This is a genomic window from Streptomyces sp. PKA51, from assembly GCF_057552455.1.
In genome coordinates this window covers 381112-406481 of record NZ_BAAJPZ010000002.1, presented here as the reverse complement: position 1 = coordinate 406481, position 25370 = coordinate 381112, and the positions used below count along the sequence as shown (strand labels likewise).

Here is a 25370-nt window from a genome sequence, read left to right as displayed (position 1 = left end):
GCACGTCGTCACCGGTCTGCGCATCCGCCCCCGACACGTTCCTTGAGGAGAGCCCCCGACATGAGCACCCCCACCGCCATCCGCTACGAGCGCGGCGACGACGGCGTCGTCACCCTCGTCCTGGACGACCCCGCCCAGTCCGCCAACACCATGAACGACGCCTTCAGGACGTCGCTGACCGCCGTCGCCGACCGGCTGGAGGCGGAGAAGGAGACCCTGCGCGGCGTCGTCGTCACCTCCGCCAAGAAGACCTTCTTCGCCGGCGGCGACCTGCGCGACCTCATCGCCGCGACCCCCGCCGACGCCCAGCGGGTCTTCGACGCCGGCATGGGCATCAAGCGGGACCTGCGCCGCATCGAGACCCTCGGCGTGCCCGTCGTCGCCGCGATCAACGGCGCGGCCCTCGGCGGCGGTTACGAGATCGCCCTCGCCTGCCACCACCGCATCGCCCTCGACGCCCCCGGATCGAGGATCGGGCTGCCGGAGGTCACCCTCGGGCTGCTCCCGGGCGGCGGCGGGGTGACCCGTACCGTCCGGCTGCTGGGCGTCGCCGACGCGCTGCTGAAGGTGCTGCTGCAGGGCACGCAGTACACGCCGCGCCGGGCCCTGGAGGCCGGGCTGGTGCACGAGGTGGCCACCGACGCCGAGGACCTGCTCGCCCGCGCCCGGGCCTACATCGCGGAGCACCCCACCGCGCGGCAGCCCTGGGACGAGGACGGCTACCGCATCCCCGGCGGCACCCCGGCGAGCCCCCGCTTCGCCGCCGCCCTGCCGGCCTTCCCGGCCACCTTGCGCAAGCAGACCGCCGGAGCCCCCTACCCCGCCCCCCGCAACATCCTGGCCGCGGCCGTCGAGGGCTCCCAGGTCGGCTTCGAGGCGGCGCAGGTCATCGAGGCCCGCTACTTCACGGAGCTGGTGATCGGGCAGACCTCGAAGAACATGATCCAGGCGTTCTTCTTCGACCTCCAGGCCGTCAACTCCGGCCGCAGCCGCCCCGCCGACGTCCCCGCGCGCACGGTGCGCAAGGTCGCCGTCCTCGGCGCCGGCATGATGGGCGCCGGCATCGCCTACGCCTGCGCCCGCGCCGGCATGGAGGTCGTCCTCAAGGACGTCTCGCCCGAGAACGCCGCCAAGGGCAAGGCGTACTCGGCGGGCCTGCTCGGCAAGGCGCTGGCCAAGGGGCGCACGACCGAGGCCGAGCGCGACGCGCTGCTCGCGCGCATCACCCCGACCGCCGACGTCGCCGACCTCGCGGGCTGCGACGCGGTCATCGAGGCCGTCTTCGAGGACCAGCAGCTCAAGCACGCGGTCTTCCAGGAGGTCCAGCACGTCGTCGCGCCCGATGCCCTGCTGTGCTCCAACACCTCCACCCTGCCCATCACCGGCCTGGCCCACGGGGTGGAGCGGCAGGAGGACTTCATCGGCCTGCACTTCTTCTCGCCCGTCGACAAGATGCCGCTGGTGGAGATCATCAAGGGGGAGCGGACGGGCGAGGAGGCGGTGGCGCGCGCCTTCGACCTGGTCCGGCAGCTGCGCAAGACCCCGATCGTGGTGGGCGACGCGCGCGGCTTCTTCACCTCCCGTGTCATCGGCCGGTTCCTCAACGAGGGCGTGGCGATGATCGGCGAGGGCGTGCCCGCCGCCTCCGTCGAGCAGGCGGCCGCCCAGGCCGGCTATCCGGCCAAGGTGCTCTCGCTGATGGACGAGCTCACGCTCACCCTGCCCCGCCGGATCCGCGACGAGGCCCGGCGCGCCACCGAGGAGGCCGGCGGCACGTGGACCCCGCACCCGGCCGACGCCGTCGTCGACCGCATGGTGGAGGAGTTCGGGCGCACGGGCCGCAGCGGGGGAGCGGGCTTCTACGACTACGCCGACGGCCGGCGCACGGGCCTGTGGCCGGGGCTGGCCGAGCACTTCGAGACGGCGGAGGGCCGCCGGCTGCCCTTCGCCGACCTGCAGGAGCGCATGCTCTTCGCCGAGGCCCTCGACACCGTGCGCTGTCTGGAGGAGGGCGTGCTCACCTCGGTGGCGGACGCCAACATCGGCTCGATCCTCGGCATCGGCTTCCCCGGCTGGACCGGCGGCGCCCTGCAGTACATCAACGGCTACGAGGGCGGGCTGCCCGGCTTCCTGGCCCGCGCGCAGCAGCTCCAGGAGGCGTACGGCGAGCGGTTCGCGCCCCCCGAGCTGCTGGTGACCAAGGCGGAGAAGGGCGAGGTCTTCACGGACTGAGGACGGCACGCCCGGCCCGTACGGGGGCGGCGCTCAGCCCCCGTACGTGGCCCGCAGCTCGTCCTTGAGCGCCCGCTGGAAGGCGGTGACCAGGGCCTGGACCACCAGCGGCTGCAGATGCGCCGACAGCGAGCGCATCGTCTCCACCCGCTCGGGGTCGGACTCGCCGCGCTCGTAGGGCTCCCACACCTCGTCGTGGAACAGCCGCGTCAGCTCGCGGGCCGTGGCGCGGGCGTGTTCGAGGAGCACCGCCCGGGCCGCGCGTATGGTCTCCAACCCCACCGGCACGTCCAGCAACTGCACGCCCAGCCCCAGCAGCGCCGGATCGACGCGGAAGGCGTCCCCGCCGGGGACGCGCTCCAGCACGTTCATGGCCGCGAGCCGGTCGATGTCGGCGTCGGTGAGCGACCGCCCGGCCCGCCGCTCCAGCTTCTCGCGCGTGGTCTCCGCCGCCTCGTCGGGCGTCCAGGAGGCCACCAGCGCGCGGTGGATGGCCAGGTCGTGGGCGCTGAGATCGTCGGGCAGCCGGCTCAGGTAGCGCTCGATGGCGGCCAGGGTCAGCCCCTGGTGCTGCAGCTCCTCGATCAGCGCCAGCCGGGACAGGTGCACGAAGCCGTACCGGCCGACGCGCCGCGGCCCGATCTCGGGCGGCGGCAGCAACCCCCGCGCGCTGTAGAAGCGCACCGTGCGCACGGTCACCCCGGCACGGGCCGCCAATTCGTCGACGGTCAGGTGGGATTCGGCGGCATCCTGCGGCGCGGCGGTGCCCTCGGTGTCCACGGCCATCGGCGGTGCCTCGCTTCCTCGTCGTGCCGTTCGGTCCCACAGTATTGCTGTGTCACCAGCGCTGTGAAAGCCCGCCCGCCGGCACGGGACAGGGCCCGCCGCCTGGTGGCGACGGGCCCCGCAGTGATGCGGTGTATCAGTGGCGGTGGCTGTCGAGCGCCTGCTGGATCTTCTTCCAGGACTTCGGCTCCGCCGGCTTCGCGGCCTTGCCCGCCGCCAGGGACCGGCCGCTGGCGGCCGGCTTGCCGATGCCGTACTCGGCCGCGACGGCCGCGCTCGGCTTGGAGTCGGTGAACAGCCAGACGTCGAACAGCTTCTGCAGCGGCTTGCCGGAGACCTTCTCGGCGTGCTTCACGAAGTCCTGCACGGAGCCGTTGCCGAACGTGCGGTCCGCCTGCCAGCCCTTGAGGATCTTGAAGAAGGCCGTGTCGCCGACCTTGTTCCGCAGGGCCTGCAGCGCGATCGCGCCGCGCTGGTAGACCGCGCCGTGGAACTGGTTGTCCGGGCCCGGATCGCCCGGCTTGACCTTCCAGAACGGGTTGTCCGCGGGGACGCTGGTGTAGGCGTAGTCGGCGAGCTCCCGGGTCGTGCCCTCGCCCTCCTTGGCCGACCACAGCCACTGGGCGTACGTGGCGAAGCCCTCGTTCACCCAGATGTCGCGCCAGTTCTTCACCGAGACGTTGTCGCCGAACCACTGGTGGGCCAGCTCGTGGACGACCACCGAGACGTTGGCGCCGTTCGAGAAGCTGGACGGGCTGTAGTACGGCCGGGTCTGGGTCTCCAGCGCGTAGCCCGTCTTGACGTTGGGGACGTACCCGCCGATGGCGTTGAAGGGGTACGGCCCGAAGACCGAGGACTCCCAGTCGATGACCTCGGAGGTGCGCTCGATGCTCGCCTTGGCCGAATCGTAGTTGTCGCCCAGGTCCTTGCTGTAGGCGTTGAGGACCGGCAGGCCGCTTGCCGTCTTGTCGGTGACGATGTCGAACTTGCCGATCGCGAGCGTGGTGAGGTAGCTCGCCTGCGGCTTGGTGGCACGCCAGTTGTAGCGCGTCCAGCCGAGCTTGGAGGACTGCGACTTCAGCTCGCCGTTGCTGACGGTCTGCAGACCGTCGGGCACCGCGACGGAGATGTCGTAGGTGGCCTTGTCCCGCGGGTGGTCGTTGCTCGGGAACCACCAGGCGGCCGACTCCGGCTCGTTGGCGACCACGGCCCCGTCCGGCGTGCGCTGCCAGGCCGAGTAGCCGCCGACCTTCACCTGCGAGGGGATGTCGCTGTAGCGGACCACCACGGTGATCTGCTTGCCCTCCGGCAGCGGCGCGGCCGGAGTGATCTCCAGCTCGTGGTCGCCCGTCTTGGTGAACGCGCTCGGGCGGCCGTTGACGAGGACCTCGCTGACCTTCAGCGTGAAGTCCAGGTTGAAGCGGGACAGCGCCTGCGTCGTGGTGGCCGTCAGGGTGGCGGTGCCGTCCAGCCGGTCCGTCGCCGGCTGGTACTTCAGGCGCAGGTCGTAGTGGGAGACGTCGTAACCGCCGTTCCCGGAGGTCGGGTAGTAGGAGTCCCCGGCACCCGGAGCACCCGGCGTGGCGTCGGCAGCCGAGGCCGGGACCGCCAGCAGCATCAGGGCCGCGGCCGCACTGGGAACGATGAGTCTGTGACGCACGAGTCACTCCAACTCGTAGGGGGCGAAAGATCACTCGAAGCCTATGTACTCATCGCCGATATGGGTATGTCCATGCCGCGTACCGACATCTGATCGACACGCGGCGGACACGCGAGGGGTACCGGCCACCTCGCGATGCCTGCAGCACCTCTTCTGCACCGCAGTTGACCGCGCTACCTTCCGCCCGTGCCGATACGTGCGAACAATTCCCCCGCCCTTCGCGCCCGTTCCTCCGTGCGCACCTCGCTGACCACGGTCCTGCTCACCGTGCTGGCCGTCCTGCTGCCGGCCGCCGCGGCCCAGGCGGCGCCCACCGCCGGACCACCGGACGAGAGCAGACCCGTCTACGCCTACGACCGTGCCGTGCGCGAGACCGTGTGGGTGGACACCGGGCTCGACGGTGACGGCGACGGCCGCACCGACCGGGTCGCCGCCGACGTCATCCGGCCCCGCGAGCCCGCCGAGGCCGGCGACAAGGTGCCCGTCATCATGGACGCCAGCCCCTACTACGCCTGCTGCGGGCGCGGCAACGAGAGCCAGAAGAAGACCTACGACGCCCAGGGCCGGCCCGTGCAGTTCCCGCTGTACTACGACAACTACTTCGTGCCGCGCGGCTACGCCGTCGTCCTGGTCGACCTCGCCGGAACCAACCGCTCCGACGGTTGCACGGACGTCGGCGGCCGCCTCGACGTGCAGTCCGCGAAATCCGTGGTCGACTGGTTGAACGGCCGGGCCCGCGGCTACGCCTCCCGCACGTCGGCCACCGCCCTGACGGCCGACTGGGCCACCGGCGACGTGGGAATGATCGGCAAGAGCTACGACGGCACGATCGCCAACGGCGTCGCCGCCACCGGCGTCGAGGGCCTGCGCACCATCGTGCCCATCGGCGGCATCAGCTCCTGGTACGACTACTACTTCGCCAAGGGAGCCGCGCTCTTCGGCAGTGGCCCCGACGGCCTCGCCGCCCTCGTCGAGAGCCCGCAGGCACGCTCCCGCTGCCGGGCCGTGCAGGACGAACTCGTCCGCGGGGCCCCGCGCAACGGCGACTGGACCGCGCTGTGGACCGAACGCGACTACGTCAAGGACGCCGGCAACGTCCGCGCCAGCGTCTTCGCCGTCCACGGCATGCAGGATCTCAACGTGCGCACCAAACACCTCGGCCAGTGGTGGGGCGCGCTGGCCGCCCACGGCGTCGAACGCAAGGTGTGGCTGTCGCAGACCGGGCACGTCGACCCCTTCGACTTCCGCCGCGACGCCTGGGTGAGCACCCTGCACCGCTGGTTCGACCACTACCTCCTCGGCTACGACAACGGCATCGAGCGCGAACCGGCCGCCGACATCGAGCGCGCCCCCGACCGGTGGACGACCGACACCGCCTGGCCGCCCGCCGGCACCCTCGGCACCACCCTGCGCCCCGCACCCGGCACCCGGCCGGGCGTGGGCACCCTCGGCCTCGTGCCCGCCCCGGCCGGCGCCACCGAGACCTTCACCGACGACCCCGCCCTCGGCGAGAGCGACTGGGCCGCGCACCTCGACGAGACCACCGCGGCGAAGACGGGCTTCGTCACCGGACCGCTCGCCCGCGACCTGCGGCTGTCGGGCTCCTCGACGGTCCGGCTGACGGTCACCCCGTCCACGTCATCGGCCCACCTGTCGGCCGTGCTCGTCGACATGGGCCCCGCGACCATCCGTGACTACGCCGACGCCGGCGAGGGCATCACCACCCTGCCCGACCGCACCTGCTGGGGCAGCGGCACCACCGGCGACACCGGCTGCTTCCGCAAGACCGCGGCACGCACCGCCCAGGTGGGCCACACCGTCGTCAGTCGCGGCTGGGCCGACCTCGACCACTGGGCGAGCAAGCGCCACGGCCGGCCGGTGACCCCCGGCCGTCCCTACGACATCACCCTGGACCTGGCCGCCACCGACCACGTCGTGCCCGCGGGGCACCGGCTCGCCCTGATCGTCGCCGGCACCGACGCCGGCCTGGTCGAGCCCGCCTCCACCACCCCGCACCTCACCGTCGACCTGGCCCGCTCCTCGGCCACCCTGCCGATCGTCGGCGGCTACGCGGCCTTCGCCCGCGCCACCCGCGGCCCCGCCGGGCCGCAGGCGCCCACGGGCGACCTGCTGCCCGGCCTGCGCCCGGCAACCCCGCCGCACCTGCCCTGAGCCCGTACCGCCCTGGGCCGCGGCCGCCGGCCGTTCGGGGTCTCAGCCGGCCGCGCGGCGCAGGGCCGCCCGGCACAGGCCGTCCGCCGCGCGCGTGGTCTCCGGCAGGCGGTAACGGGGCGCCAGCCGCAGCGTGTGCTCGCACGCGCGATCCAGCGTCACCCGGTGGCCGACGGAGACGAAGACGGGCTTGACGTCCGCCTGCGTGCGCAGCGCCCGGCCCACCTCGTCCATGCCGTCCAGCAGGGGCGCGACGTCCCCGCGGCGCGGGCCGGGCGGCTCGTGGCGGAAGACGAACGGGTTCTTCGCCACGCCGATGGTGGGCAGGCCCGTCAGCACGCCCAGGTGGCTGGCCAGCCCGAAGCGGCGGGGATGGGCGATGCCGTAGCCGTCGCAGACCACGAGGTCGGGCTCGGCGCTCAGCCGCCCGAGGGCTTCGAGGACGGTGGGCACCTCACGGAACGCCAGCAGGCCCGGCACGTACGGGAAGGAGACGCGGCCGACGGCCGTCGCCTCCTCCAGGACCTGGAGGGTGCGGGCGTCCAGCAGGACGGCGGCGGCCGCGACCAGGTCGCGTTCGTCGTCGTAGGCCACGTCCACGCCGGCGACCACCAGCGGGGCGCCGGGCGGCGGTCCCGGCTCGTCCAGGACCACCCGCCCGCGCAGCTCGTTCTGGACGGCGGTCGCCTCGGCCTCCGTCGAGGGCCAGTCCTCGGGCAGCGGGTACGGGGTGTTCGCCGGTGCGTTGCTCATGATCCGTCCACGCTACGGGACGGGCGTGGCGCGGTGTCGGGCGGGGCGGAGCCGGGGCGTAGCCTGTCGATCATGTTCGTACTTGAACTGACCTACATCGCGCCCATCGAGCGCATCGACGCCGCCCTGCCCGAGCACGTCGCCTGGTTGGAGGCGCACTACGCCTCCGGGGTGTTCATCGCCTCCGGCCGCAAGGTGCCCCGCGACGGCGGCATCATCCTGGCGCTGGGCGACGACCGCGCCAAGATCGAGGAGATCACGCGCAGCGACCCCTTCACGGTGGCGGGCGTGTGCGAGTACACCATCACCGAGTTCATTCCGACCAAGACCGCGCCGGCGCTGGAGGTCTACCGCCAGGAACTGCCCTCCTGAAGCCCGCCGCGGCTCACCGCCCCCGGCGCGGTACGAGGAGGGCGGCCCGCCCCTTCTCGCCGGCCGCCCAGCAGCCGCCCGGGACGCAGTCGACGGTGTCGTACGAGCCGGTGTCGAAGCCGCGCCAGGTGCGCCCGCCGTCCGTGGTGACATCGCTGCCGGCCGGGCCGACGGCCACGGCGGCGGTGCGGCTGCCGGGCAGCCAGGCCACCCCCGAGCGGTAGCCGGCCGGGGGCCGCTGCGCGCTCGTCCAGCTCGCCCCGCGGTCGCCGGTGACGGCGGCCGCGCGCGGCGAGGGCTGCCCCGGGCGGTAGTCCCCGCCGACGGCCAGCCCGTGGGTGCGGTCGCGGAAGGCCAGGGCGAAGACGCCGCGGGCCGCGTCGCCCGCCGGCAGCGGCGCCTCGGTGGCCCGCCAGGTACGGCCCCGGTCCGCGGAGTGCAGCACCCGGGAAGCGGCTCCGCCGCCGGTGGCGATCCAGGCGTCGCGCGGGCCCGAGCTCACCACGCACTGGCCACTGGCGGCGAAGGCCGCCTCGCCGGGCAGCGCGGCGGGCATGCCCTGCGCCGGCTGCGCCCGCCAGCTGCGGCCGCCGTCCCGCGTGGCCAGGACGCGGAACCTGCCGTCCACCGGGTCGCCGAGCGCGATGCCGTGGCGGTGGTCGAAGAAGGTCAGGCAGTCGTAGAAGGCCCGGGGGTCGGGGTTACGGAAGGACTCCTTCCAGGTCGCGCCGGCGTCGTCCGTGCGCAAAATGCGCGACGCCTCGCCCTCGCCGATCGCCAGGACCACCGCGTGCCGCGCGTCGAAGGCCGTCACATCACGGAACTCCAGCGCCCCGGCACCGGGCGGCGAAACGTTGCGCCAGGTGCGGCCGCCGTCCCGGGTGAGCAGGACCGTGCCCTTGCTGCCGGCCAGCCACGCGGTGCTGCGGCTCACCGCCGCGAGGCCGCGGAAGCGGGCGTCGCTGCCGGTGGGCCGCTCCTGCCAGGCCGGGTCGGCGGCGTCCGGGGCGGCAGGCGTGGCGGCGGGTGCGGTGGCCGCGCCCGCCGGCGTGTTCCCCGCGAGGAGGAGCGCCGCTCCCAGGATTGTGGCCGCGGCCGCGCGTACGGCTCGTATGGACTTCCCCATCCGTCTCATGGGCGGGGAGGCTAACGGAGGACGGACGAGCCCGGCAGGCCATGCGAAAGTCTCTCCGGGGCGCCGTCGGGGGCCGCCGCGGCCACCGGACTTTCATCCTTTCGGCCATGAGCCGGTGGCAGCTCGGGCGATCCGCGGGGCCTGTCCCGGCCCCTGACGTGGCGGACATGACCGAGATGCCCCCGACGCCCCGCTCCCGGCAGTGGCCGGGAAATGCTCATGGACCTACCACTCCGTGGCGATTGACGGAACTGACAGGTAAATGTCTTGCCTCTCAAGGTCCGTGACGCAACTCACGGAGGAATCCGGTGCACGACCACGATCGTTCACTCGTCTCACCATGCGGGGAAGAGGGAAGCCCCAGAAATCCCAGCGGCACGGGAAGCGCACCACCAGGGAAACCACGCAAGGGAGCTGGCGTTGTCCACTGTCATCGAACAGGCTGTCCAGGCACGGATCATCGCATCGGCCCCGCCGTCCCGGACGGTTCCCGCGCGGCTGTGCTACGAGCGTTCCGACCCCTTCGCGGTGCGCGTCGCCTTCCCGCCGGCGGCCTCCCTCGACGGCGCCGAGGTCCAGTGGACCTTCGCCCGCGACCTGCTGGCCCGCGGCCTGCTGAGGTCGGCGGGCGGCGGTGACGTACGGGTGTGGCCGTGCGGCCCGCACCGCACGGTGCTGGAGTTCCACGCGCCGGAGGGCGTGGCCATGGTCCAGATAGACACCCCGGAGCTGCGCTCCTTCCTCGCCCACACCTACGCCCAGGTGCCGGCGGGCGGCGAGGCCGGCCACCTGGACGTGGAGGGCGACCTCGCCGATCTGCTGCGGGAGGCCTGACCGCAGCAGGCCGGGTGCGCGAGAGGGTCCCCGGGGCCGTGGCCCCGGGGAGGCGTTGCTACAGCAGGCCGGCGCGGCGCAGGGCGTCCGCCATGGCGCCGCTCGCCGGCGGCTTCGCGGCGCTCTTCGGCTCGGGCCGGCGCTGCCGCGGCGCCCGCCGCTCGGAGCGCTCACCGCGCTCCGCACGCTCGCCGCGCTCACCGCGCTCCCGGCGGTCGGGCCGCTCGCCGCGCTCGCCCCGCTCGCGCGTCGCCTCGTCGTCCAGCCGGAGGGTCAGGGAGATGCGCTTGCGCGGAATGTCGACGTCCAGCACCTTCACCCGCACGATGTCGCCGGGCTTGACGACGTCCCGCGGGTCCTTCACGAACGTCTTGGACATCGCCGAGACGTGCACGAGCCCGTCCTGGTGGACGCCGATGTCGACGAACGCCCCGAACGCGGCCACGTTCGTCACGACGCCTTCGAGCACCATGCCCGCCGTCAGGTCGCCGATCTTCTCGACGCCCTCCTTGAACGTGGCCGTGCGGAAGGCCGGCCGCGGGTCGCGGCCCGGCTTCTCCAGCTCGCGCAGGATGTCGGAGACCGTCGGCAGGCCGAAGGTGTCGTCGACGAAGTCGTCGGGCCGCAGCGAGCGCAGCACCGCCGTGTTGCCGACGAGGGAGGTGACGTCACCGCCGGTGGCCTTCACCATCTTGCGCACCACCGGGTACGCCTCGGGGTGGACGCTGGAGGCGTCCAGGGGGTCGTCGCCCCCGCGGATGCGCAGGAAGCCCGCGCACAGCTCGTACGCCTTGGGGCCGAGCCGGGGCACGTCCTTGAGCGCCCTGCGGGAGCGGAAGGGGCCGTTGGCGTCCCGGTGGGCGACGATGTTCTCGGCGAGGCCGGAGCCGATGCCCGAGACCCGGGAGAGCAGCGGCGCCGAGGCGGTGTTGACGTCGACGCCGACGCCGTTGACGCAGTCCTCGACGACCGCGTCCAGCGAGCGGGACAGCTTCACCTCGGACAGGTCGTGCTGGTACTGCCCGACACCGATGGACTTGGGGTCGATCTTGACCAGTTCGGCGAGCGGGTCCTGCAGCCGGCGGGCGATGGAGACGGCGCCGCGCAGGGAGACGTCGAGGCCGGGCAGTTCCTGGGAGGCGAAGGCGGAGGCGGAGTACACCGAGGCGCCGGCCTCGGAGACCATCACCTTCGTCAGCTTCAGCTCCGGATGACGGGCGATCAGGTCCGCGGCGAGCCGGTCCGTCTCCCGCGAGGCCGTGCCGTTGCCGATGGCGACGAGCTCCACGCCGTGCTCGCGCGCCAGGCGGGCGAGGGTGGCCAGCGAGGCGTCCCACTTGTTCTGCGGCACGTGCGGGTAGATCGTCTCGGTCGCGGCGACCTTGCCGGTGGCGTCGACGACGGCGACCTTCACGCCCGTGCGGAAGCCCGGGTCCAGGCCCATCGTGGCGCGCGTGCCGGCGGGGGCGGCCAGCAGCAGGTCGCGCAGGTTGGCGGCGAAGACGCGCACGGCCTCGTCCTCGGCGGCCTGCCGCAGCCGCAGCCGCAGGTCGATGCCGAGGTGGACGAGGACGCGCGTGCGCCAGGCCCAGCGCACCGTGTCGCCGAGCCACTTGTCGGCGGGCCGGCCCCGGTCGGCGATGCCGAAGCGGCGGGCGATCATCTGCTCGTACGGCCCCGGGCCCTCGGTGCGCTCGTCGGCGGGCTCCGGCTCCAGGGTGAGGTCGAGGACCTCCTCCTTCTCGCCGCGCAGCATGGCCAGCACCCGGTGCGAGGGCAGGGCGGTGAAGGGCTCGGCGAAGTCGAAGTAGTCGGCGAACTTCGCGCCCGCCTCCTCCTTGCCGTCGCGGACCTTCGCCGCCAGCCGGCCGCGTTCCCACATCCGCTCGCGCAGCTCGCCGATGAGGTCCGCGTCCTCCGCGAAGCGCTCGGTGAGGATCGCCCGGGCCCCCTCCAGGGCGGCCGCGGTGTCCGCGACGCCCTTGTCGGCCGAGACGAAGGCGGCGGCCGCGGCCGCCGGCTCCACGCCGGGGTCGGCCAGCAGCCCCTCGGCGAGCGGCTCCAGGCTCGCTTCCCGGGCGATCTGCGCCTTGGTGCGCCGCTTGGGCTTGAAGGGCAGGTAGATGTCCTCCAGCCGGGCCTTGGAGTCGGCGGCGCGGATGCGCGCCTCCAGCTCCGCGTCCAGCTTGCCCTGGGAGCGGACGGAGTCCAGGACGGCCGTGCGCCGCTCCTCCAGCTCCCGCAGGTAGCGCAGGCGCTCTTCGAGGGTGCGCAGCTGCGCGTCGTCGAGCGCCCCGGTCGCCTCCTTGCGGTAGCGGGCGACGAACGGCACGGTGGAGCCGCCGTCGAGCAGGTCGACGGCGGCTCGCACCTGCGCTTCCCGTACGCCGAGCTCCTCGGCGATCCTGCCTTCGATGGACGTCGGCGTCGTCACGATCACGCTCTGCTTTCTCCGGGTGTCCTACGGGCGGTGCCCCGATGTCGTGATCTGCATTGTGGCAGGTGCCGTGGTGCGCGGTGGCGCGGCGTCGCCGCGCCGGGCCGGGGGTGCCGGGTCAGCCGCGCAGGTCCGCCGGGAAGGCCCCGGCCTCGACGACGGCGGTGGTGAAGCGGTGGGTCAGCTCGGTCAGGCGCGCGGTGCCCGCCGCGCCCAGGTGCTCGTAGGGGCCGCGGTCCAGCTCGTCGGTCCGCTGCTCCAGCTCCTCGCGCAGCGCGGCGCCGGCCTCCGTCAGCGCGCCGCCCTCGTCCATCAGGCCGCGCTCGCGCAGCCGCTGGCGGCCGGCCTCCAGCTCCTGCGCGCTCCAGCCGCGCAGGTCGCGGTTCCACTTCTCGGACATGCCCTTGCCGGTGGCGGCGTGGGCGACCAGCGCCTCGACGGGGTCGATGCCGGCTGCGAGGAGGACGGCGATGTGGCCGTCGCCGCGGTGCTCGCGCAGCAGCGTGGTGGCGTGCCAGTACGCCAGGTGCGGCTCGGTCGGCACGGGCAGCTCGGCCAGGGCCGCGTACAGCGCGCGGCCCTCCGGCCGGCAGCCCTCGGTCGCGCGCAGCGCGAGGCCGGCGGCCTCGGCCAGCTCCGCGGAGGCCAGGGCGTCCTCGCCCAGCAGCCGGCGCAGCAGGGCGTCGACGGCCCGCAGGCGCGCGTCCAGGACGTCCTGCGGGGAGGCGATCTCCCACACCGCGGGCACGTACCGGGCCACCAGCTCCGGCTTGAAGTTGTGGAACGCCGCCGTCACCACACCGGCGCCGACCCGGCCGAAGGCGGCGGAGCGGCCGGCGAAGTAGACGCCCTGGTCCTTCAGACCGAGTGCGGTGAGCTCCTGCCGGGTCTCGGGGGCGAAGTAGTGCGCCGAGTGGAAGGGGTTGACCAGCATCGCGCAGCGGCGCACGGCGCCGTCCGGAAGAGATGTCATGTCCCGTGACTGTACCTACTGGTTGGTACAGCTGGAAGGGCAAAGAGCGCAATGAAGATCACATCGAACGCACGGGCCCGATGCCCCGTCAGACCGTCCAGGTGAAGCGCGGTGCACGGCGGTCGAGGAAGGCGGTCACGCCCTCCGCGGGCTCACCGCTGCCACGTTCCTGCCGCGCCCAGTGCGCGATGCGCCCGGCCTCCACCGGGCCCGCCGCGAACTCCTTGGCCGCCGCCTGCGTCAGCTGCGAGCGCGTCGCCAGCACGCGCGCGAACCGCGCCACCTGCTCGTCCAGCTGCTGCGCCGGCCACACCTCGTCGGCCAGGCCGCAGCGCAGCGCCCGTTCGGCGTCGATCAGTTCGGCCGAGAACAGCAGGTACTTGGCGGTGGCCGGGCCGACGAGCTCCACCAGGCGGCGGGTGGAGGAGGCCGGGTAGACCAGGCCCAGCCGGGCCGGGGTGACGCCGAACGAGGCGTCCTCGGCGGCGAACCGCAGGTCGCAGGCGGCGGCGAGCTGGCAGCCACCGCCCACGCAGTGGCCGCGCACCGCGGCGATCGTCGGCTTGGGGAAGGCCGCGAGGGCCTCCTCGGCGGCGACCGCCAGGTCCCGGGAGAGCAAGCCTCCGTCGGCCGCGAGCGAGGAGATGTCCGCCCCGGCGCAGAAGGTCGCGCCCTCGCCGGTCAGCACCAGCACCCGTACGGCCGTGTCCGCGGCGCACCGCTGCAGGAGCCGCGGCAGGTCGCGCCACATGGCGGTGGTCATGGCGTTCCGCTTGGCGGGGTGCGCGATGCGAATGGTGGCTGTGGGACCGTCGATGTCCAGGTGCAGTGCGGGCTCCATGCGCCGGATGGTAATCGGGGCCGGAACCGGGCAGGGAACGCCGAACGGGGTCGCCAGGAACAGTCGGTGGCGTGACTCCGGCATAACCACCCGGTCAAAAGCCGCCGAAAAGACGGTCACTTCCGAGCAGCTCGCCGCAGGTCACCCGGGGGTTCCCACACTCATGGCTGTGCTGTCGAGCCAGGGCGAGGGGTTGGTATCGGACATGGAGAGCCTCGGGAGCGTCCCGTCCGAGCCGGCGGGGCAGGCGCCCCCGCCCCGGAAACCGGCCGAGTACGACCGCACCTGGCGATACCTCGCCCCCGCGCTCGACAGCTCGGTCCCCCGCACCAGACGCGCGGTGCGCGACCTGCTCCGGGGCCGGGGCGTCCCCCTGCGCGAGGACCTGCTGTACGGGCTGCTGCTGATCGTCTCCGAGCTGGTCACCAACGCCGTGCAGCACGCGGCGCTGCTGACCCCCGAGGTGGCCGTCGAGGTCTCCCTGGGGCCGGAGTGGATCCGGGTGGCCGTCGAGGACAGCCACCCCTACCGGCCGCGGCCGGTCGCCGCCTGCCCCGACGACGAGCCGCGCACCGGAGGGCGCGGCCTGCTGCTGGTGCAGGCGACCGTCGAGGAGGCGGGCGGCCTGTGCGACGTCGAGCACACGCCGGGCGGCGGCAAGGTGGTCTGGGCCGCCCTGCCGCTGCGCCCGCCGGCTACCAGCCGGCGCCGGCCCCGGTGACCTCGCGGATCGCCGGCCGGGCGGCGTCGAGCACCGTCATGAACCACGCGGAGAACGGATGGCGTGCGCGCAGCTCGTCGAGCTCCGCCGGGGTCACGAAGGCCGTCTCCGCGATCTCCGCCGGATCCGGCTGCGGCCGCTGGCCCACCCGGCCCACGAACAGGTGGTTGTACTCCTGCTCCACCAGGCCCGACGCCGGGTCCGGGTGGTTGTAGCGCACCGTCCCCGCCTCGCGCATCAGCTCCGGCGCGAGCCCCAGCTCCTCGCCGGTGCGCCGGGCGGCGGCCACGAAGGGCAGCTCGCCGGGGTAGGGATGGCCGCAGCAGGTGTTCGACCAGACGCCGGGGGAGTGGTACTTCTCCAGCGCGCGGCGCTGCAGCAGCAGCCGGCCCTCGTCGTCGAAGAGGAACACCGAGAAGGCGCGGTGCAGCCGGCCGGGTGCGACGTGGGCGGAGAGCTTCTCGGCCGTACCGACCGTTCTGCCGTTCTCGTCGACCAGCTCCAGCATGATGGGTTCAGCGGTGTCGTCGGCGGCGGGAGGCTGCGCCGAGTCGGCGGAGCGTCCCGTGGCTGATGTGATCGGCATTGACCATCCTCGTTTCCGGTCGTCGACCCTCCAGTCTGCCGTACGAGATGCCCACGGCACGGCCGGATGAGTCCTGACCGGCACCCCTCGCCACCCTGCGGGCCCCGGCGCGGGCCGGGTGCGGGCGCCGGGCGCTCAGTGGCACAGCCTCGCCTCGTGCTCGGCGTGGCCGCTGGGCTCCAGCTGGAAGGTGCAGTGCTCCACCGCGAAGTGCTCGCCCAGGCAGCCCTGCAGGTCGTGCAGCATCTTCTCGTGGCCGGCCGAGTCCAGTGCGGCCGGGTCGACCACCACGTGCGCCGAGAGCACCGGCATGCCCGAGGTGATGGTCCACACATGCAGGTCGTGCAGGTCCTCCACGCCCGGCAGCGCCATGATGTGCGCCCGGACCTCCTCCATGTCCACGTCCTTGGGCGCGGCCTCCAGCAGCACGTCCAGCGCCTCGCGCAGCAGCTTCACCGTGCGCGGCACGATCATCAGGCCGATCAGCAGCGAGGCGATGGGGTCCGCCTGCGTCCACCCGGTGGCCATGATCACCAGCGCGGAGATCACCACGGCCAGCGAGCCGAGCGCGTCCGAGAGGACCTCCAGGAACGCCCCGCGGACGTTGAGGCTCTCCTTCTGCCCGCGCATCAGCAGGGCCAGCGAGATCCCGTTGGCCACGATGCCGACCAGGCCGAAGACCACCGTCTGCCCGCCCGGCACCTCGGTCGGGCTGGTCAGCCGCTGGACCGCCTCGTAGAGGATGAAGCCGCCCACGCCCAGCAGCAGCAGGCAGTTCAGCAGCGCCGCGAGGATCTCGGCCCGGGCGTAGCCGTAGGTGCGCCGGGGCGAGGGCGGCCGGCCGGCGAAGTGGATGGCCAGCAGCGCCATGGACACGCCGATGGCGTCGGTCGCCATGTGTCCGGCCTCGGCGAACAGCGCCAGCGAGCCGGTGAGCGCACTGCCGACGGCGTAGGTCAGCAGCACGGTCAGGGTGATGCCCAGCGCCATGCGCAGCCGCCCCTTGTAGGCGGCGGCAGCGGTGCCGCTCGCCCCGGGCGGGGGTCCCCCGTGCGAGTGACCGTGATCGTGCCCCGCTCCCATGAAAACCCGCCTTCCGTGGCCGTCCCGCGACGCGGCCGGCGGTCGCCGGCCGAGCCCAGTGAACTACGGGTGGGGGGTATTGGCAACGCGGCATTGAACACCGTTGTCATTGCCTCTGACCTGCGGCGATGCCGCAAGCGGGTGATCAGCGGCGATGCGCCTCGGGGTGGTGCAGGCACCAGCCCTCCCAGGCGGAGACGACCATGCTGCGAAGGTCGTGCCGGGCGCTCCAGCCGAGCTCCTTGGCGATCAGCTCGTTCGACGCCACGACACGCGCCGGATCACCCGGTCGGCGCGGCTCGGTGAGCGGCGCCAGGGCGGTGCTGCCGGTGACGTCCGCGATCACGTCCGCCATCTCCCGCACCGACACGCCCCGGCCCGTGCCCACGTTCAGCGTCAGGTCGCCCGCCCCGGAGCGCTGCTGCAGGTGGCGGGCCGCGGCCAGGTGGGCGGTCGCCAGGTCCTCGATGTGGATGTAGTCCCGCACGCAGGTGCCGTCGGGCGTGTCGTAGTCGTCCCCGAAGATCCGGGGCCGCTCCCCGCGGGTGATCCGGTCGAACATCATCGGGATGATGTTGAAGATGCCGGTGTCGGCCAGTTCCGGCCGCGCCGCGCCCGCCACGTTGAAGTAGCGCAGGCAGGCGGTGGAGATCCCGTGCGCGGCCCCCGTCGCCCGCACCAGCCACTCGCCGGCCAGCTTGGTCTCGCCGTACGGGTTGATCGGCAGGCAGGGCGTGGCCTCGGTGACCAGGTCGGTGTCCGGCGCGCCGTAGACGGCGGCGGAGGAGGAGAACACGAAGCTGCGGATCCCCGCCGCCACGACCGCCTCCAGCAGCACGGTCAGCCCGTGCAGGTTCTGCCGGTAGTACAGCAGCGGCTTCTCGACCGACTCCCCGACCTGCTTCTTCGCCGCGAGGTGCACCACACCGGTGATGCCCAGCTCCGCGAACGTGCGGTCGAGCAGCTCCCGGTCCAGGACCGAGCCGCGCACCAGGGGCACGGTCCCGGGCAGCCGGGCGGCCGTGCCCGTGGACAGGTCGTCCAGGACCGCCACCCGCTCCCCGGCCTCCGTCATCGCCCGGGCCACGTGCGCCCCGATGTATCCCGCTCCGCCTGTGATCAGCCACGTCATATGCCGCACCCTAATCCAGCCGACCGGCGGGAAACGTTTCCTCCCGGGGATCCTCCGTCCGTGGGAACCGCCGGCGCCCGGCGGGCGTCCTGTCAGCGACGGGACCGCTGGGTGCACGTGCGGTGAACGGCGGCTTCCGTTGATCCGATAGCCTCTGCCGACGTGCCGTACGCCGCCCCGCAGCCGGGGCCCCGCGCGCCGCACCCCCGGCCACCGCGCCGCGACGCCCGCGGCCTGTCGGGGTGGCCACGTCAGCTGCAAGGAGTGAGTTCGTCTGCCGACCGCCATCCTCACCGGTACGCCGCCCGCCGGGTCCTCCGTCGAGGACGACCTGCGGTCGCTGGGCTTCGACGTGCGCACGGCGGCCGGAGCCGCCGCCACCGCCGCGGAGCTCGCCGCCGTCCCGGCCGCCGACCGCGTCGCCGTGGTCGACCCCCGCTTCACCGGCCACGTCCACGCCCTGCGCCTCGCCCTGACCGACCCCCGCTTCCCCGTGGGCGCCGTGCCGGGTGCGCTCGCGGTCCTGCCGGAGGCCCGGACCGCACTGGCACGTGCCGCCGAGACGGTCGCGGCGGACCGGCCGGCGCCCGGCGCCCCTGCGGCCGGGCCCGGCGGGCCCGGGGTAGCCGCGCACGACGCGCCGGAGCGTTCGCACCCGCCGGCGGGCGGGGCCGGGGAGTGCCTTCCCGAGCTCCTCGCCGCCCGGCTGGAAGCCGCCGACGTCGCCGTGCACCGCCCGGAGCTCGGCGTGCTCGTCGCCGAGGTGCCCGCGGACGACGAGGCCCGGGCCAAGGCCCGTGCGGCCACCGCGGCCGTCGACGACGAGGCCGTGCGGCTGCGCAGCGCCGTGAAGTCCCGCGACGGCTTCTTCACCACCTTCTTCATCAGCCCGTACTCGCGCTACATCGCGCGCTGGTGCGCCCGCCGCGGCCTGACCCCCAACCAGGTGACGACCGCCTCCCTGCTGACGGCGCTGATCGCCGCCGGCTGCGCGGCCACCGGCACGCGCGCCGGCTTCGTCGCCGCCGGCGTCCTGCTGATCGCCTCCTTCGTGCTCGACTGCACCGACGGCCAGCTGGCCCGCTACTCGCTGCAGTACTCCACGCTCGGCGCCTGGCTGGACGCCACCTTCGACCGCGCCAAGGAGTACGCGTACTACGCGGGCCTCGCGCTCGGCGCCGCCCGCGGCGGCGACGACGTCTGGGCACTGGCCCTGGGCGCGATGGTGCTGCAGACCTGCCGGCACGTCGTCGACTTCGCCTTCAACGAGGCCAACCACGACGCGACGGCGAACACCAGCCCGACCGCCGCCCTGTCCGACCGGCTCGACAGCGTCGGCTGGACGGTCTGGGTCCGCCGCATGATCGTGCTGCCCATCGGGGAGCGCTGGGCCCTGATAGCGGTGCTCACCGCGCTCACCACCCCCCGCACCGTCTTCGTCGTGCTGCTCATCGGCTGTGCGTTCGCCGCCTGCTACACGACCGCGGGCCGCGTCCTGCGCTCCCTGACGCGCAAGGCGCGCCGCACCGACCGCGCGGCGCGGGCACTGGGGGAGCTGACCGACTCGCTCCTGCTCACGCTGCTGCCGGTCCGCAAGGCGCCGGGCAAGGCGTACGCCGCGCCGGCGCTGGCCGTGCTGGCCGCGGTCGTCCTCCTGGTAGGCCCGCTGCTGCTGGGCACCGCCGGCAGCTGGCGGGCGGTCGACGAGGCCGTGCTGTACGCCGTGGTCTCGGCCATGGCCGTCCACCGCTCCCTGAAGGGCCCGCTGGACTGGCTGGTCCCGCCGATCCTGCGGGCCGCCGAGTACGGGCTCGTCCTCGGTCTCGCGGCCCGCTCCGACGCCCCCGGGGCGCTGCCCGCGGCGTTCGGGCTGGTCGCCGCGGTCGCCTACCATCACTACGACACGGTCTACCGCATCCGCGGTGGCACCGGTGCCCCCCCGCCGTGGCTCGTGCGCGCCACCGGCGGGCACGAGGGACGCGCTGTGGCGGTGACCATCGCCGCCGCCCTCTGGCACGGCCAGGGCTTCACCGTGGCGCTGACGGCCCTGGCGGCCGGCATCGCGCTCCTGGTGCTCTGCGAGAGCATCCGGTTCTGGGTGTCCGCCGGGGCGCCCGCAGTCCACGACGAAACAGGAGAACCCGCATGATCGGCCTCGTGCTGGCCGCCGGCGCCGGACGGCGCCTGCGTCCCTACACCGACACCCTGCCCAAGGCGCTGGTGCCGGTCGACGGTGACACCACCGTGCTCGACCTGACCCTGGGCAACTTCGCGGAGGTCGGTCTGACCGAGGTCGCCATCGTCGTCGGCTACCGCAAGGAGGCCGTCTACGCCCGCAAGGAGGCCCTGGAGGCCACCTACGGGCTGAAGCTGACGCTGATCGACAACGACAAGGCCGAGGAGTGGAACAACGCCTACTCCCTGTGGTGCGCGCGTGACGTCCTGACCCGCGGTGTGATCCTCGCCAACGGCGACACCGTCCACCCGGTCTCCGTCGAGAAGACGCTGCTGGCCGCCCGCGGCGACGGCAAGAAGATCATCCTCGCCCTCGACACGGTGAAGAACCTCGCCGACGAGGAGATGAAGGTCGTCGTGGACGCCGCCAAGGGCGTCCGGAAGATCACCAAGCTGATGGAGCCCGGCGACGCCACCGGCGAGTACATCGGCGTCACCCTCATCGAGGCCGACGCCGCGGCCGAGCTGGCCGACGCGCTCAAGACCACCTTCGAGCGCGACCCCGACCTGTACTACGAGGACGGCTACCAGGAGCTCGTCGACCGCGGCTTCCAGGTGGACGTGGCCCCCATCGGCGACGTGCGCTGGGTCGAGATCGACAACCACGACGACCTCGCCAAGGGCCGGGAGATCGCGTGCCAGTACTGACGAGGCTCATCCCCTCGCCGGTCGTCGTCGACATCCGCCCCGGAGCGCTGGAGAACCTCGCCGGTCTCCTGCACGACCAGCGCATCTCCAGCTCCGGCAAGCTGGCGATCGCCATCAGCGGGGGCTCCGGCGCCCAGCTGCGCGAGCGGCTGGCCCCGGCGCTGCCCGGCGCCTCCTGGTACGAGGTGGGCGGCGGCACCCTCGACGACGCCATCAGGCTCGGCGACCGCATGAAGAAGGGGCACTACGACGCCGTCGTGGGCCTCGGCGGCGGCAAGATCATCGACTGCGCCAAGTACGCCGCGGCCCGCATCGGCCTGCCGCTCGTGGCGGTCGCCACCAACCTCTCCCACGACGGGCTGTGCTCGCCGGTCGCCACCCTCGACAACGACGCGGGCCGCGGATCCTACGGCGTGCCCAACCCGATCGCCGTCGTCATCGACCTCGACGTCATCCGCCGGGCCCCGGTGCGCTACGTGCGCTCCGGCATCGGGGACGCGATCTCCAACATCTCCGCCGTCGCCGACTGGGAGCTCGCCCACCGCGAGACCGGCGAGGACATCGACGGCCTGGCCGCCGCCATGGCCCGCCAGGCCGGCGAGGCCGTGCTGCGCCACCCCGGCGGCGTCGGCGACGACGGCTTCCTGCAGGTGCTGGCCGAGGGCCTGGTGCTCACCGGCATCTCGATGTCGGTCGCCGGCGACAGCCGCCCGGCCTCCGGCGCCTGCCACGAGATCAACCACGCCTTCGACCTGCTGCACCCCAAGCGGTCCGCCCCCCACGGCGAGCAGTGCGGCCTGGGGGCCGCCTTCGCCATGCACCTGCGCGGCGCCCACGAGGAGGCCGCGCTCATGGTCGAGGTCCTGCGCCGGCACGGCCTGCCCGTGCTGCCGGGCGAGATCGGCTTCACCGACGAGGAGTTCGTCGAGGTCGTCGACTACGCGCCGCGGACCCGCCCCGGGAGGTACACCATCCTGGAGCACCTCGACCTCTCCACCGACCAGATCAGGGACGCGTACGCCGACTATGCACAAACCGTCAGTCGCTGAACTCCGCCCGGTCGTCCACCCCGAGGGTGTGAAGGACCGGCGCAGTGGTGAGCACTGGGCAGGCCGCCTGTACATGCGGGAGATCTCGCTGCGCTGCGACCGGTACCTGGTGAACACCAGGGTCACGCCCAACCAGCTCACCTACCTGATGACCGTCGCGGGCGTGCTCGCGGCCCCGGCCCTGCTGGTGCCGGGAATCGCCGGCGCCGTGCTCGGCGTGGTCATGGTGCAGCTCTATCTGCTGCTGGACTGCGTCGACGGCGAGATCGCCCGCTGGAAGAAGCAGTACTCGAACTCCGGCGTCTACCTGGACCGGGTCGGCGCCTACCTGTGCGACGCCGCCGTCCTGGTGGGCCTCGGCCTGCGCGCCGCCGACCTGTGGGGCGGCGGCCGGATCGACTGGCTGTGGGCCTTCCTCGGCACCCTCGCCGCGCTCGGCGCCGTCCTGATCAAGGCCGAGACCGACCTCGTCGGCGTCGCCCGCCACCAGGCCGGTCTGCCGCCCGTCAAGGAGGCCGCGTCCGAGCCGCGGTCCTCCGGCATGGCGCTGGCCCGCAAGGCCGCCGCGGCGCTGAAGTTCCACCGCCTGATCCTCGGCATCGAGGCGTCCTTGCTGATCCTGCTCCTGGCGATCCTGGACGCGGTCAGGGGCGATCTGTTCTTCACCCGCCTGGGCACCGCCGTCCTGGCCGGTATCGCCCTGCTGCAGACGGTGCTGCACCTGGTGTCCATCCTGGCGTCGAGCAGGCTGCGATGAGCGGGGGCGCGATGAGGGACGCACGACGGCACGCAAAGGTCGGCGCGGTCGTGCTGACCATGGGCAACCGCCCCGACGACCTGCGGGCCCTGCTGGAGTCGGTCGCCAAGCAGAACGGCGATGCGATCGAGGTCGCGGTGGTCGGCAACGGCTGCCCGCTGCCGGAGCTGAACGTGGCGGGCCTTGCGATCCGCACCGTCGAGCTGCCGGAGAACGTGGGCATCCCGGCTGGCCGCAACGCCGGCATCGAGGCCTTCGGCCCGGCCGGCCGCGACGTCGACATCCTGCTCTTCCTGGACGACGACGGCCTGCTGCCCCGGCAGGACACGGCCGAGCTGTGCCGCGCGGCCTTCGCCGCCGACCCCAGGCTCGGCATCATCAGCTTCCGCATCGCCGACCCGGACACCGGCGTCACCCAGCGCCGCCACGTGCCGCGCCTGCGCGCCGCGGACCCGATGCGCTCCTCGCGGGTGACCACCTTCCTGGGCGGCGCCAACGCGGTGCGCACCCGGGTCTTCGCCGAGGTCGGCGGGCTGCCGGACGAGTTCTTCTACGCCCACGAGGAGACCGACCTGGCCTGGCGGGCCCTGGACGCGGGCTGGATGATCGACTACCGGTCCGACATGGTCCTGCACCACCCGACGACCGCCCCGAGCCGGCACGCGGTCTACCACCGCATGGTGGCCCGCAACCGCGTCTGGCTGGCCCGCCGCAACCTGCCCGCTCCCCTGGTCCCCGTGTACGTGGGGGTCTGGCTGCTGCTGACCCTGGCCCGGCGGCCCTCCCTGCCCGCGCTGCGCGCGTGGCTGGGCGGCTTCCGCGAGGGGTGGACGACCCCGTGCGGGCCGCGGCGCCCCATGAAGTGGCGTACCGTGTGGCGCCTGACCCGACTGGGTCGACCGCCCGTGATCTGACAAGCTCGTATCCGAGAGTCGTGTCGAAGAGCATGGGGCGCGCCCCGGGGTCCGGCCCCAAAGGCGCGCCTTGAGGACGAAAGTGTCAACTGTGAGCGAGACAACGCACGACAGTGCGGTCGCCCTGACTGTGCCGTCGTCACCCGACGACGGACTGTCCGCCGCCGAGCTGGCCCGCAAGTACGGCCTCGCGGTGAGCGGCGCCCGGCCGTCCCTGGCCGAGTACACGCGGCAGCTGTGGGAGCGGCGCCACTTCATCTCCGCCTTCTCCCGGGCGAAGCTGACCGCTCAGTACAGCCAGGCCAAGCTCGGCCAGGTCTGGCAGGTGGCCACGCCCCTGCTGAACGCCGTCGTGTACTACTTCATCTTCGGCGTGATGATGGACCAGAAGCGGAACATGCCGACGAACACCTACGTCCCGTTCCTGGTGACGGGTGTGTTCGTCTTCACGTTCACCCAGAGCTCGGCCATGGCGGGCGTCCGGGCGATCGCGGGCAACCTGGGCCTGGTGCGGGCCCTGCACTTCCCCCGGGCGGCCCTGCCGATCTCCTTCGCGCTGCAGCAGCTCCAGCAGCTGCTCTACTCGATGATCGTGCTGGCCCTCGTCCTGGTCGCCTGCGGGCACATGCCGTCGATGGCCTGGCTGATGATCATCCCGGTGCTGGCGTTCCAGTTCCTCTTCAACACCGGACTGGCGCTGATCCTGGCCCGCGCGGGCAGCAAGACCCCCGACCTGGCCCAGCTGCTGCCGTTCCTGCTGCGCACCTGGATGTACGCCTCGGGCGTGATGTACAGCCTGGTCGACAACCTCAAGCGGACCCACGCGTCCCAGTGGGTGATCGACCTGCTCGGGGCCAACCCGGCGGCCGTCTACATCGACCTGATGCGCTACGCGCTGATCGACGACTACGGGGCGAAGCACCTGCCGCCGCACGTGTGGGCGCTGGCGGTGGGCTGGGCCGTGCTGATCGGCGTCGGCGGCTTCGTCTACTTCTGGAAGGCTGAGGAGAAGTACGGCCGTGGCTGAGCAGATCACCCCCAAGGGCGCCGAGCGCGTCCCCACCGTGATCGCGGACGACGTCCACATCGTCTACCGCGTCTACGGCGGCAACACCGGCCGGGGCAGCGCCACGGCCGCCCTGAACCGGATCATCCGCCGGCAGCCGAGCGCCGGCGTGCGGGAGGTGCACGCCGTCAAGGGCGTGAGCTTCACCGCCTACCGGGGCCAGGCCATCGGCCTGATCGGCTCCAACGGCTCCGGCAAGTCGACCCTGCTCAAGGCGATCGCCGGGCTGCTGCCCGCCGAGCGCGGCAAGGTCTACACCGACGGCCAGCCCTCCCTGCTGGGCGTCAACGCCGCCCTGATGAACGACCTGACCGGCGAGAAGAACGTGATGCTCGGCGGCTTGGCGATGGGCATGAGCCGGGAGCAGATCAAGGAGCGCTATCAGGACATCGTCGACTTCTCGGGGATCAACGAGAAGGGCGACTTCATCACGCTCCCGATGCGCACGTACTCCTCCGGCATGGCCGCGCGGCTGCGCTTTTCGATCGCCGCGGCCAAGGACCACGACGTGCTGATGATCGACGAGGCGCTGGCCACCGGCGACCGGGCCTTCCAGAAGCGCTCCGAGGAGCGCATCCGGGAGCTGCGCAAGGAGGCCGGCACGGTCTTCCTCGTCAGCCACAACAACAAGTCGATCCGGGACACCTGCGACCGGGTGCTGTGGCTGGAGCGCGGGGAGCTGCTGATGGACGGGCCGACCGACGAGGTCGTGCGGGCCTACGAGAAGGAGACGGCCCGCTGACGTCCGGTGTGACGTACAAGGCCCCCGCCGGAGTCCTCCGGCGGGGGCCTTGACCCATCCGTGACGGTCAACTGGCTTATTGGCAGGGTTGATTCGCGCGCCGCGTGGCATTGTATGGATCAAGCACGTACCCCGGCGGGCGTCGGACGTTTGTACGGCGTACGCTGTAGCCTGCTCTTTTGCGGCCGTTTCGCGGCCGGCTTCGCAGGGGGCGACCCGGAGGGAGGCCGGGGGCGCGGCCC

Annotated in this window: 22 protein-coding genes; 12 read left to right on the top strand and 10 right to left on the bottom strand. The window is 73.1% G+C overall.

Annotated features, from left to right (window positions below; translation table 11 throughout):
• The first annotated feature begins 60 nt into the window (after positions 1–60).
• The gene (locus AC27L3_RS04190) at positions 61–2232 is read left to right on the top strand and encodes a 3-hydroxyacyl-CoA dehydrogenase NAD-binding domain-containing protein (RefSeq protein ID WP_487232632.1); all 2172 of its coding nucleotides are present in this window, start codon (positions 61–63) and stop codon (positions 2230–2232) included.
• A gap of 33 nt (positions 2233–2265) precedes the next feature.
• Here AC27L3_RS04190 and AC27L3_RS04185 read toward each other — a convergent pair whose 3' ends face one another.
• On the bottom strand, positions 2266–3018 hold the full coding sequence (locus AC27L3_RS04185) for a MerR family transcriptional regulator (protein ID WP_487232631.1): 753 nt from the start codon (positions 3016–3018) through the stop codon (positions 2266–2268).
• A 136-nt stretch (positions 3019–3154) separates the two neighbouring features.
• The gene (locus tag AC27L3_RS04180) at positions 3155–4678 is read right to left on the bottom strand and encodes a M1 family metallopeptidase (RefSeq protein ID WP_487232630.1); all 1524 of its coding nucleotides are present in this window, start codon (positions 4676–4678) and stop codon (positions 3155–3157) included.
• A 186-nt stretch (positions 4679–4864) separates the two neighbouring features.
• Between AC27L3_RS04180 and AC27L3_RS04175 the strand changes: the two genes are divergently transcribed.
• Positions 4865–6850, top strand: a complete 1986-nt coding sequence (locus AC27L3_RS04175; RefSeq protein ID WP_487232629.1) for a Xaa-Pro dipeptidyl-peptidase — start codon at positions 4865–4867, stop codon at positions 6848–6850.
• A 42-nt stretch (positions 6851–6892) separates the two neighbouring features.
• On the opposite strand, the gene nfi is transcribed toward AC27L3_RS04175, so the two are convergent.
• Entirely contained in the window at positions 6893–7603 is a 711-nt protein-coding gene (gene nfi / locus AC27L3_RS04170; RefSeq protein WP_487232628.1) for a deoxyribonuclease V, read from the bottom strand.
• Between the two features lie 72 nt (positions 7604–7675).
• Here nfi and AC27L3_RS04165 point away from each other — a divergent pair, with 72 nt between their 5' ends.
• A complete protein-coding gene (locus AC27L3_RS04165; protein ID WP_487232627.1) occupies positions 7676–7975 on the top strand; it encodes a YciI family protein in 300 nt (99 codons plus the stop codon).
• 13 nt (positions 7976–7988) lie between these two features.
• Here AC27L3_RS04165 and AC27L3_RS04160 read toward each other — a convergent pair whose 3' ends face one another.
• Positions 7989–9110 (bottom strand): WD40/YVTN/BNR-like repeat-containing protein, encoded by a 1122-nt coding sequence (locus AC27L3_RS04160; RefSeq protein WP_487232626.1) that lies wholly within the window; start codon positions 9108–9110, stop codon positions 7989–7991.
• A 420-nt stretch (positions 9111–9530) separates the two neighbouring features.
• Here AC27L3_RS04160 and ssgD point away from each other — a divergent pair, with 420 nt between their 5' ends.
• Positions 9531–9944, top strand: coding sequence for a spore wall synthesis regulator SsgD (gene ssgD / locus AC27L3_RS04155; RefSeq protein ID WP_487232625.1), 414 nt, complete (start codon positions 9531–9533; stop codon positions 9942–9944).
• A 58-nt stretch (positions 9945–10002) separates the two neighbouring features.
• Here the strand turns inward: ssgD and AC27L3_RS04150 are convergent, their stop codons facing one another.
• The 3 genes from AC27L3_RS04150 to AC27L3_RS04140 form a co-directional block, all read right to left on the bottom strand.
• On the bottom strand, positions 10003–12384 hold the full coding sequence (locus AC27L3_RS04150) for a Tex family protein (protein ID WP_487232624.1): 2382 nt from the start codon (positions 12382–12384) through the stop codon (positions 10003–10005).
• Between the two features lie 115 nt (positions 12385–12499).
• Positions 12500–13354: an SCO6745 family protein gene (locus AC27L3_RS04145; protein ID WP_487232623.1), complete on the bottom strand. Its 855-nt coding sequence runs from the start codon at positions 13352–13354 to the stop codon at positions 12500–12502.
• Positions 13355–13442: 88 nt separating this feature from the next.
• Positions 13443–14195, bottom strand: coding sequence for an enoyl-CoA hydratase/isomerase family protein (locus AC27L3_RS04140; protein ID WP_487232622.1), 753 nt, complete (start codon positions 14193–14195; stop codon positions 13443–13445).
• Between the two features lie 205 nt (positions 14196–14400).
• Here AC27L3_RS04140 and AC27L3_RS04135 point away from each other — a divergent pair, with 205 nt between their 5' ends.
• Entirely contained in the window at positions 14401–14916 is a 516-nt protein-coding gene (locus tag AC27L3_RS04135) for an ATP-binding protein (protein WP_487232806.1), read from the top strand.
• Here the strand turns inward: AC27L3_RS04135 and idi are convergent.
• From idi to galE, 3 genes are all read right to left on the bottom strand, one after another.
• The gene (gene idi, locus AC27L3_RS04130) at positions 14891–15502 is read right to left on the bottom strand and encodes an isopentenyl-diphosphate Delta-isomerase (RefSeq protein ID WP_487232621.1); all 612 of its coding nucleotides are present in this window, start codon (positions 15500–15502) and stop codon (positions 14891–14893) included. The two genes, AC27L3_RS04135 and idi, sit on opposite strands and share 26 nt — an antisense overlap.
• Before the next feature lie 135 nt (positions 15503–15637).
• Positions 15638–16585 (bottom strand): cation diffusion facilitator family transporter, encoded by a 948-nt coding sequence (locus tag AC27L3_RS04125; RefSeq protein ID WP_487232620.1) that lies wholly within the window; start codon positions 16583–16585, stop codon positions 15638–15640.
• 145 nt (positions 16586–16730) lie between these two features.
• Positions 16731–17717, bottom strand: a complete 987-nt coding sequence (galE, locus tag AC27L3_RS04120; protein ID WP_487232619.1) for a UDP-glucose 4-epimerase GalE — start codon at positions 17715–17717, stop codon at positions 16731–16733.
• 274 nt (positions 17718–17991) lie between these two features.
• Here galE and AC27L3_RS04115 point away from each other — a divergent pair, with 274 nt between their 5' ends.
• The 7 genes from AC27L3_RS04115 (at position 17992) to AC27L3_RS04085 (ending at position 25128) form a co-directional block, all read left to right on the top strand.
• Entirely contained in the window at positions 17992–19866 is a 1875-nt protein-coding gene (locus AC27L3_RS04115) for a DUF5941 domain-containing protein (RefSeq protein WP_487232805.1), read from the top strand.
• A complete protein-coding gene (locus AC27L3_RS04110) occupies positions 19863–20600 on the top strand; it encodes a phosphocholine cytidylyltransferase family protein (RefSeq protein ID WP_487232618.1) in 738 nt (245 codons plus the stop codon). Before AC27L3_RS04115 ends, AC27L3_RS04110 begins: the two co-directional genes overlap by 4 nt.
• Complete coding sequence (locus tag AC27L3_RS04105) at positions 20588–21649, top strand: iron-containing alcohol dehydrogenase family protein (RefSeq protein WP_487232617.1); 1062 nt, start codon at positions 20588–20590, stop codon at positions 21647–21649. Before AC27L3_RS04110 ends, AC27L3_RS04105 begins: the two co-directional genes overlap by 13 nt.
• A complete protein-coding gene (locus tag AC27L3_RS04100; RefSeq protein WP_487232616.1) occupies positions 21627–22406 on the top strand; it encodes a CDP-alcohol phosphatidyltransferase family protein in 780 nt (259 codons plus the stop codon). Before AC27L3_RS04105 ends, AC27L3_RS04100 begins: the two co-directional genes overlap by 23 nt.
• A gap of 11 nt (positions 22407–22417) precedes the next feature.
• On the top strand, positions 22418–23320 hold the full coding sequence (locus tag AC27L3_RS04095; protein WP_487232615.1) for a glycosyltransferase family 2 protein: 903 nt from the start codon (positions 22418–22420) through the stop codon (positions 23318–23320).
• Between the two features lie 91 nt (positions 23321–23411).
• The gene (locus AC27L3_RS04090; RefSeq protein ID WP_487232614.1) at positions 23412–24347 is read left to right on the top strand and encodes an ABC transporter permease; all 936 of its coding nucleotides are present in this window, start codon (positions 23412–23414) and stop codon (positions 24345–24347) included.
• Positions 24340–25128: an ABC transporter ATP-binding protein gene (locus AC27L3_RS04085; protein ID WP_487232613.1), complete on the top strand. Its 789-nt coding sequence runs from the start codon at positions 24340–24342 to the stop codon at positions 25126–25128. Before AC27L3_RS04090 ends, AC27L3_RS04085 begins: the two co-directional genes overlap by 8 nt.
• Positions 25129–25370 lie beyond the last annotated feature (242 nt).

What these genes read in the sequence shown, in the direction of transcription:
- AC27L3_RS04165 (WP_487232627.1), top strand. Translation starts at nt 7,676, where the DNA reads ATGTTCGTACTTGAACTGACCTACATCGCGCCCATCGAGCGCATCGAC.
- AC27L3_RS04185 (WP_487232631.1), bottom strand. Translation starts at nt 3,018, where the DNA reads ATGGCCGTGGACACCGAGGGCACCGCCGCGCCGCAGGATGCCGCCGAA.
- AC27L3_RS04095 (WP_487232615.1), top strand. Translation starts at nt 22,418, where the DNA reads ATGAGGGACGCACGACGGCACGCAAAGGTCGGCGCGGTCGTGCTGACC.
- AC27L3_RS04135 (WP_487232806.1), top strand. Translation starts at nt 14,401, where the DNA reads ATGGAGAGCCTCGGGAGCGTCCCGTCCGAGCCGGCGGGGCAGGCGCCC.
- AC27L3_RS04125 (WP_487232620.1), bottom strand. Translation starts at nt 16,585, where the DNA reads ATGGGAGCGGGGCACGATCACGGTCACTCGCACGGGGGACCCCCGCCC.
- idi (WP_487232621.1), bottom strand. Translation starts at nt 15,502, where the DNA reads ATGCCGATCACATCAGCCACGGGACGCTCCGCCGACTCGGCGCAGCCT.
- AC27L3_RS04140 (WP_487232622.1), bottom strand. Translation starts at nt 14,195, where the DNA reads ATGGAGCCCGCACTGCACCTGGACATCGACGGTCCCACAGCCACCATT.
- AC27L3_RS04100 (WP_487232616.1), top strand. Translation starts at nt 21,627, where the DNA reads ATGCACAAACCGTCAGTCGCTGAACTCCGCCCGGTCGTCCACCCCGAG.
- AC27L3_RS04160 (WP_487232626.1), bottom strand. Translation starts at nt 9,110, where the DNA reads ATGAGACGGATGGGGAAGTCCATACGAGCCGTACGCGCGGCCGCGGCC.
- galE (WP_487232619.1), bottom strand. Translation starts at nt 17,717, where the DNA reads ATGACGTGGCTGATCACAGGCGGAGCGGGATACATCGGGGCGCACGTG.
- AC27L3_RS04110 (WP_487232618.1), top strand. Translation starts at nt 19,863, where the DNA reads ATGATCGGCCTCGTGCTGGCCGCCGGCGCCGGACGGCGCCTGCGTCCC.
- AC27L3_RS04190 (WP_487232632.1), top strand. Translation starts at nt 61, where the DNA reads ATGAGCACCCCCACCGCCATCCGCTACGAGCGCGGCGACGACGGCGTC.
- nfi (WP_487232628.1), bottom strand. Translation starts at nt 7,603, where the DNA reads ATGAGCAACGCACCGGCGAACACCCCGTACCCGCTGCCCGAGGACTGG.
- AC27L3_RS04145 (WP_487232623.1), bottom strand. Translation starts at nt 13,354, where the DNA reads ATGACATCTCTTCCGGACGGCGCCGTGCGCCGCTGCGCGATGCTGGTC.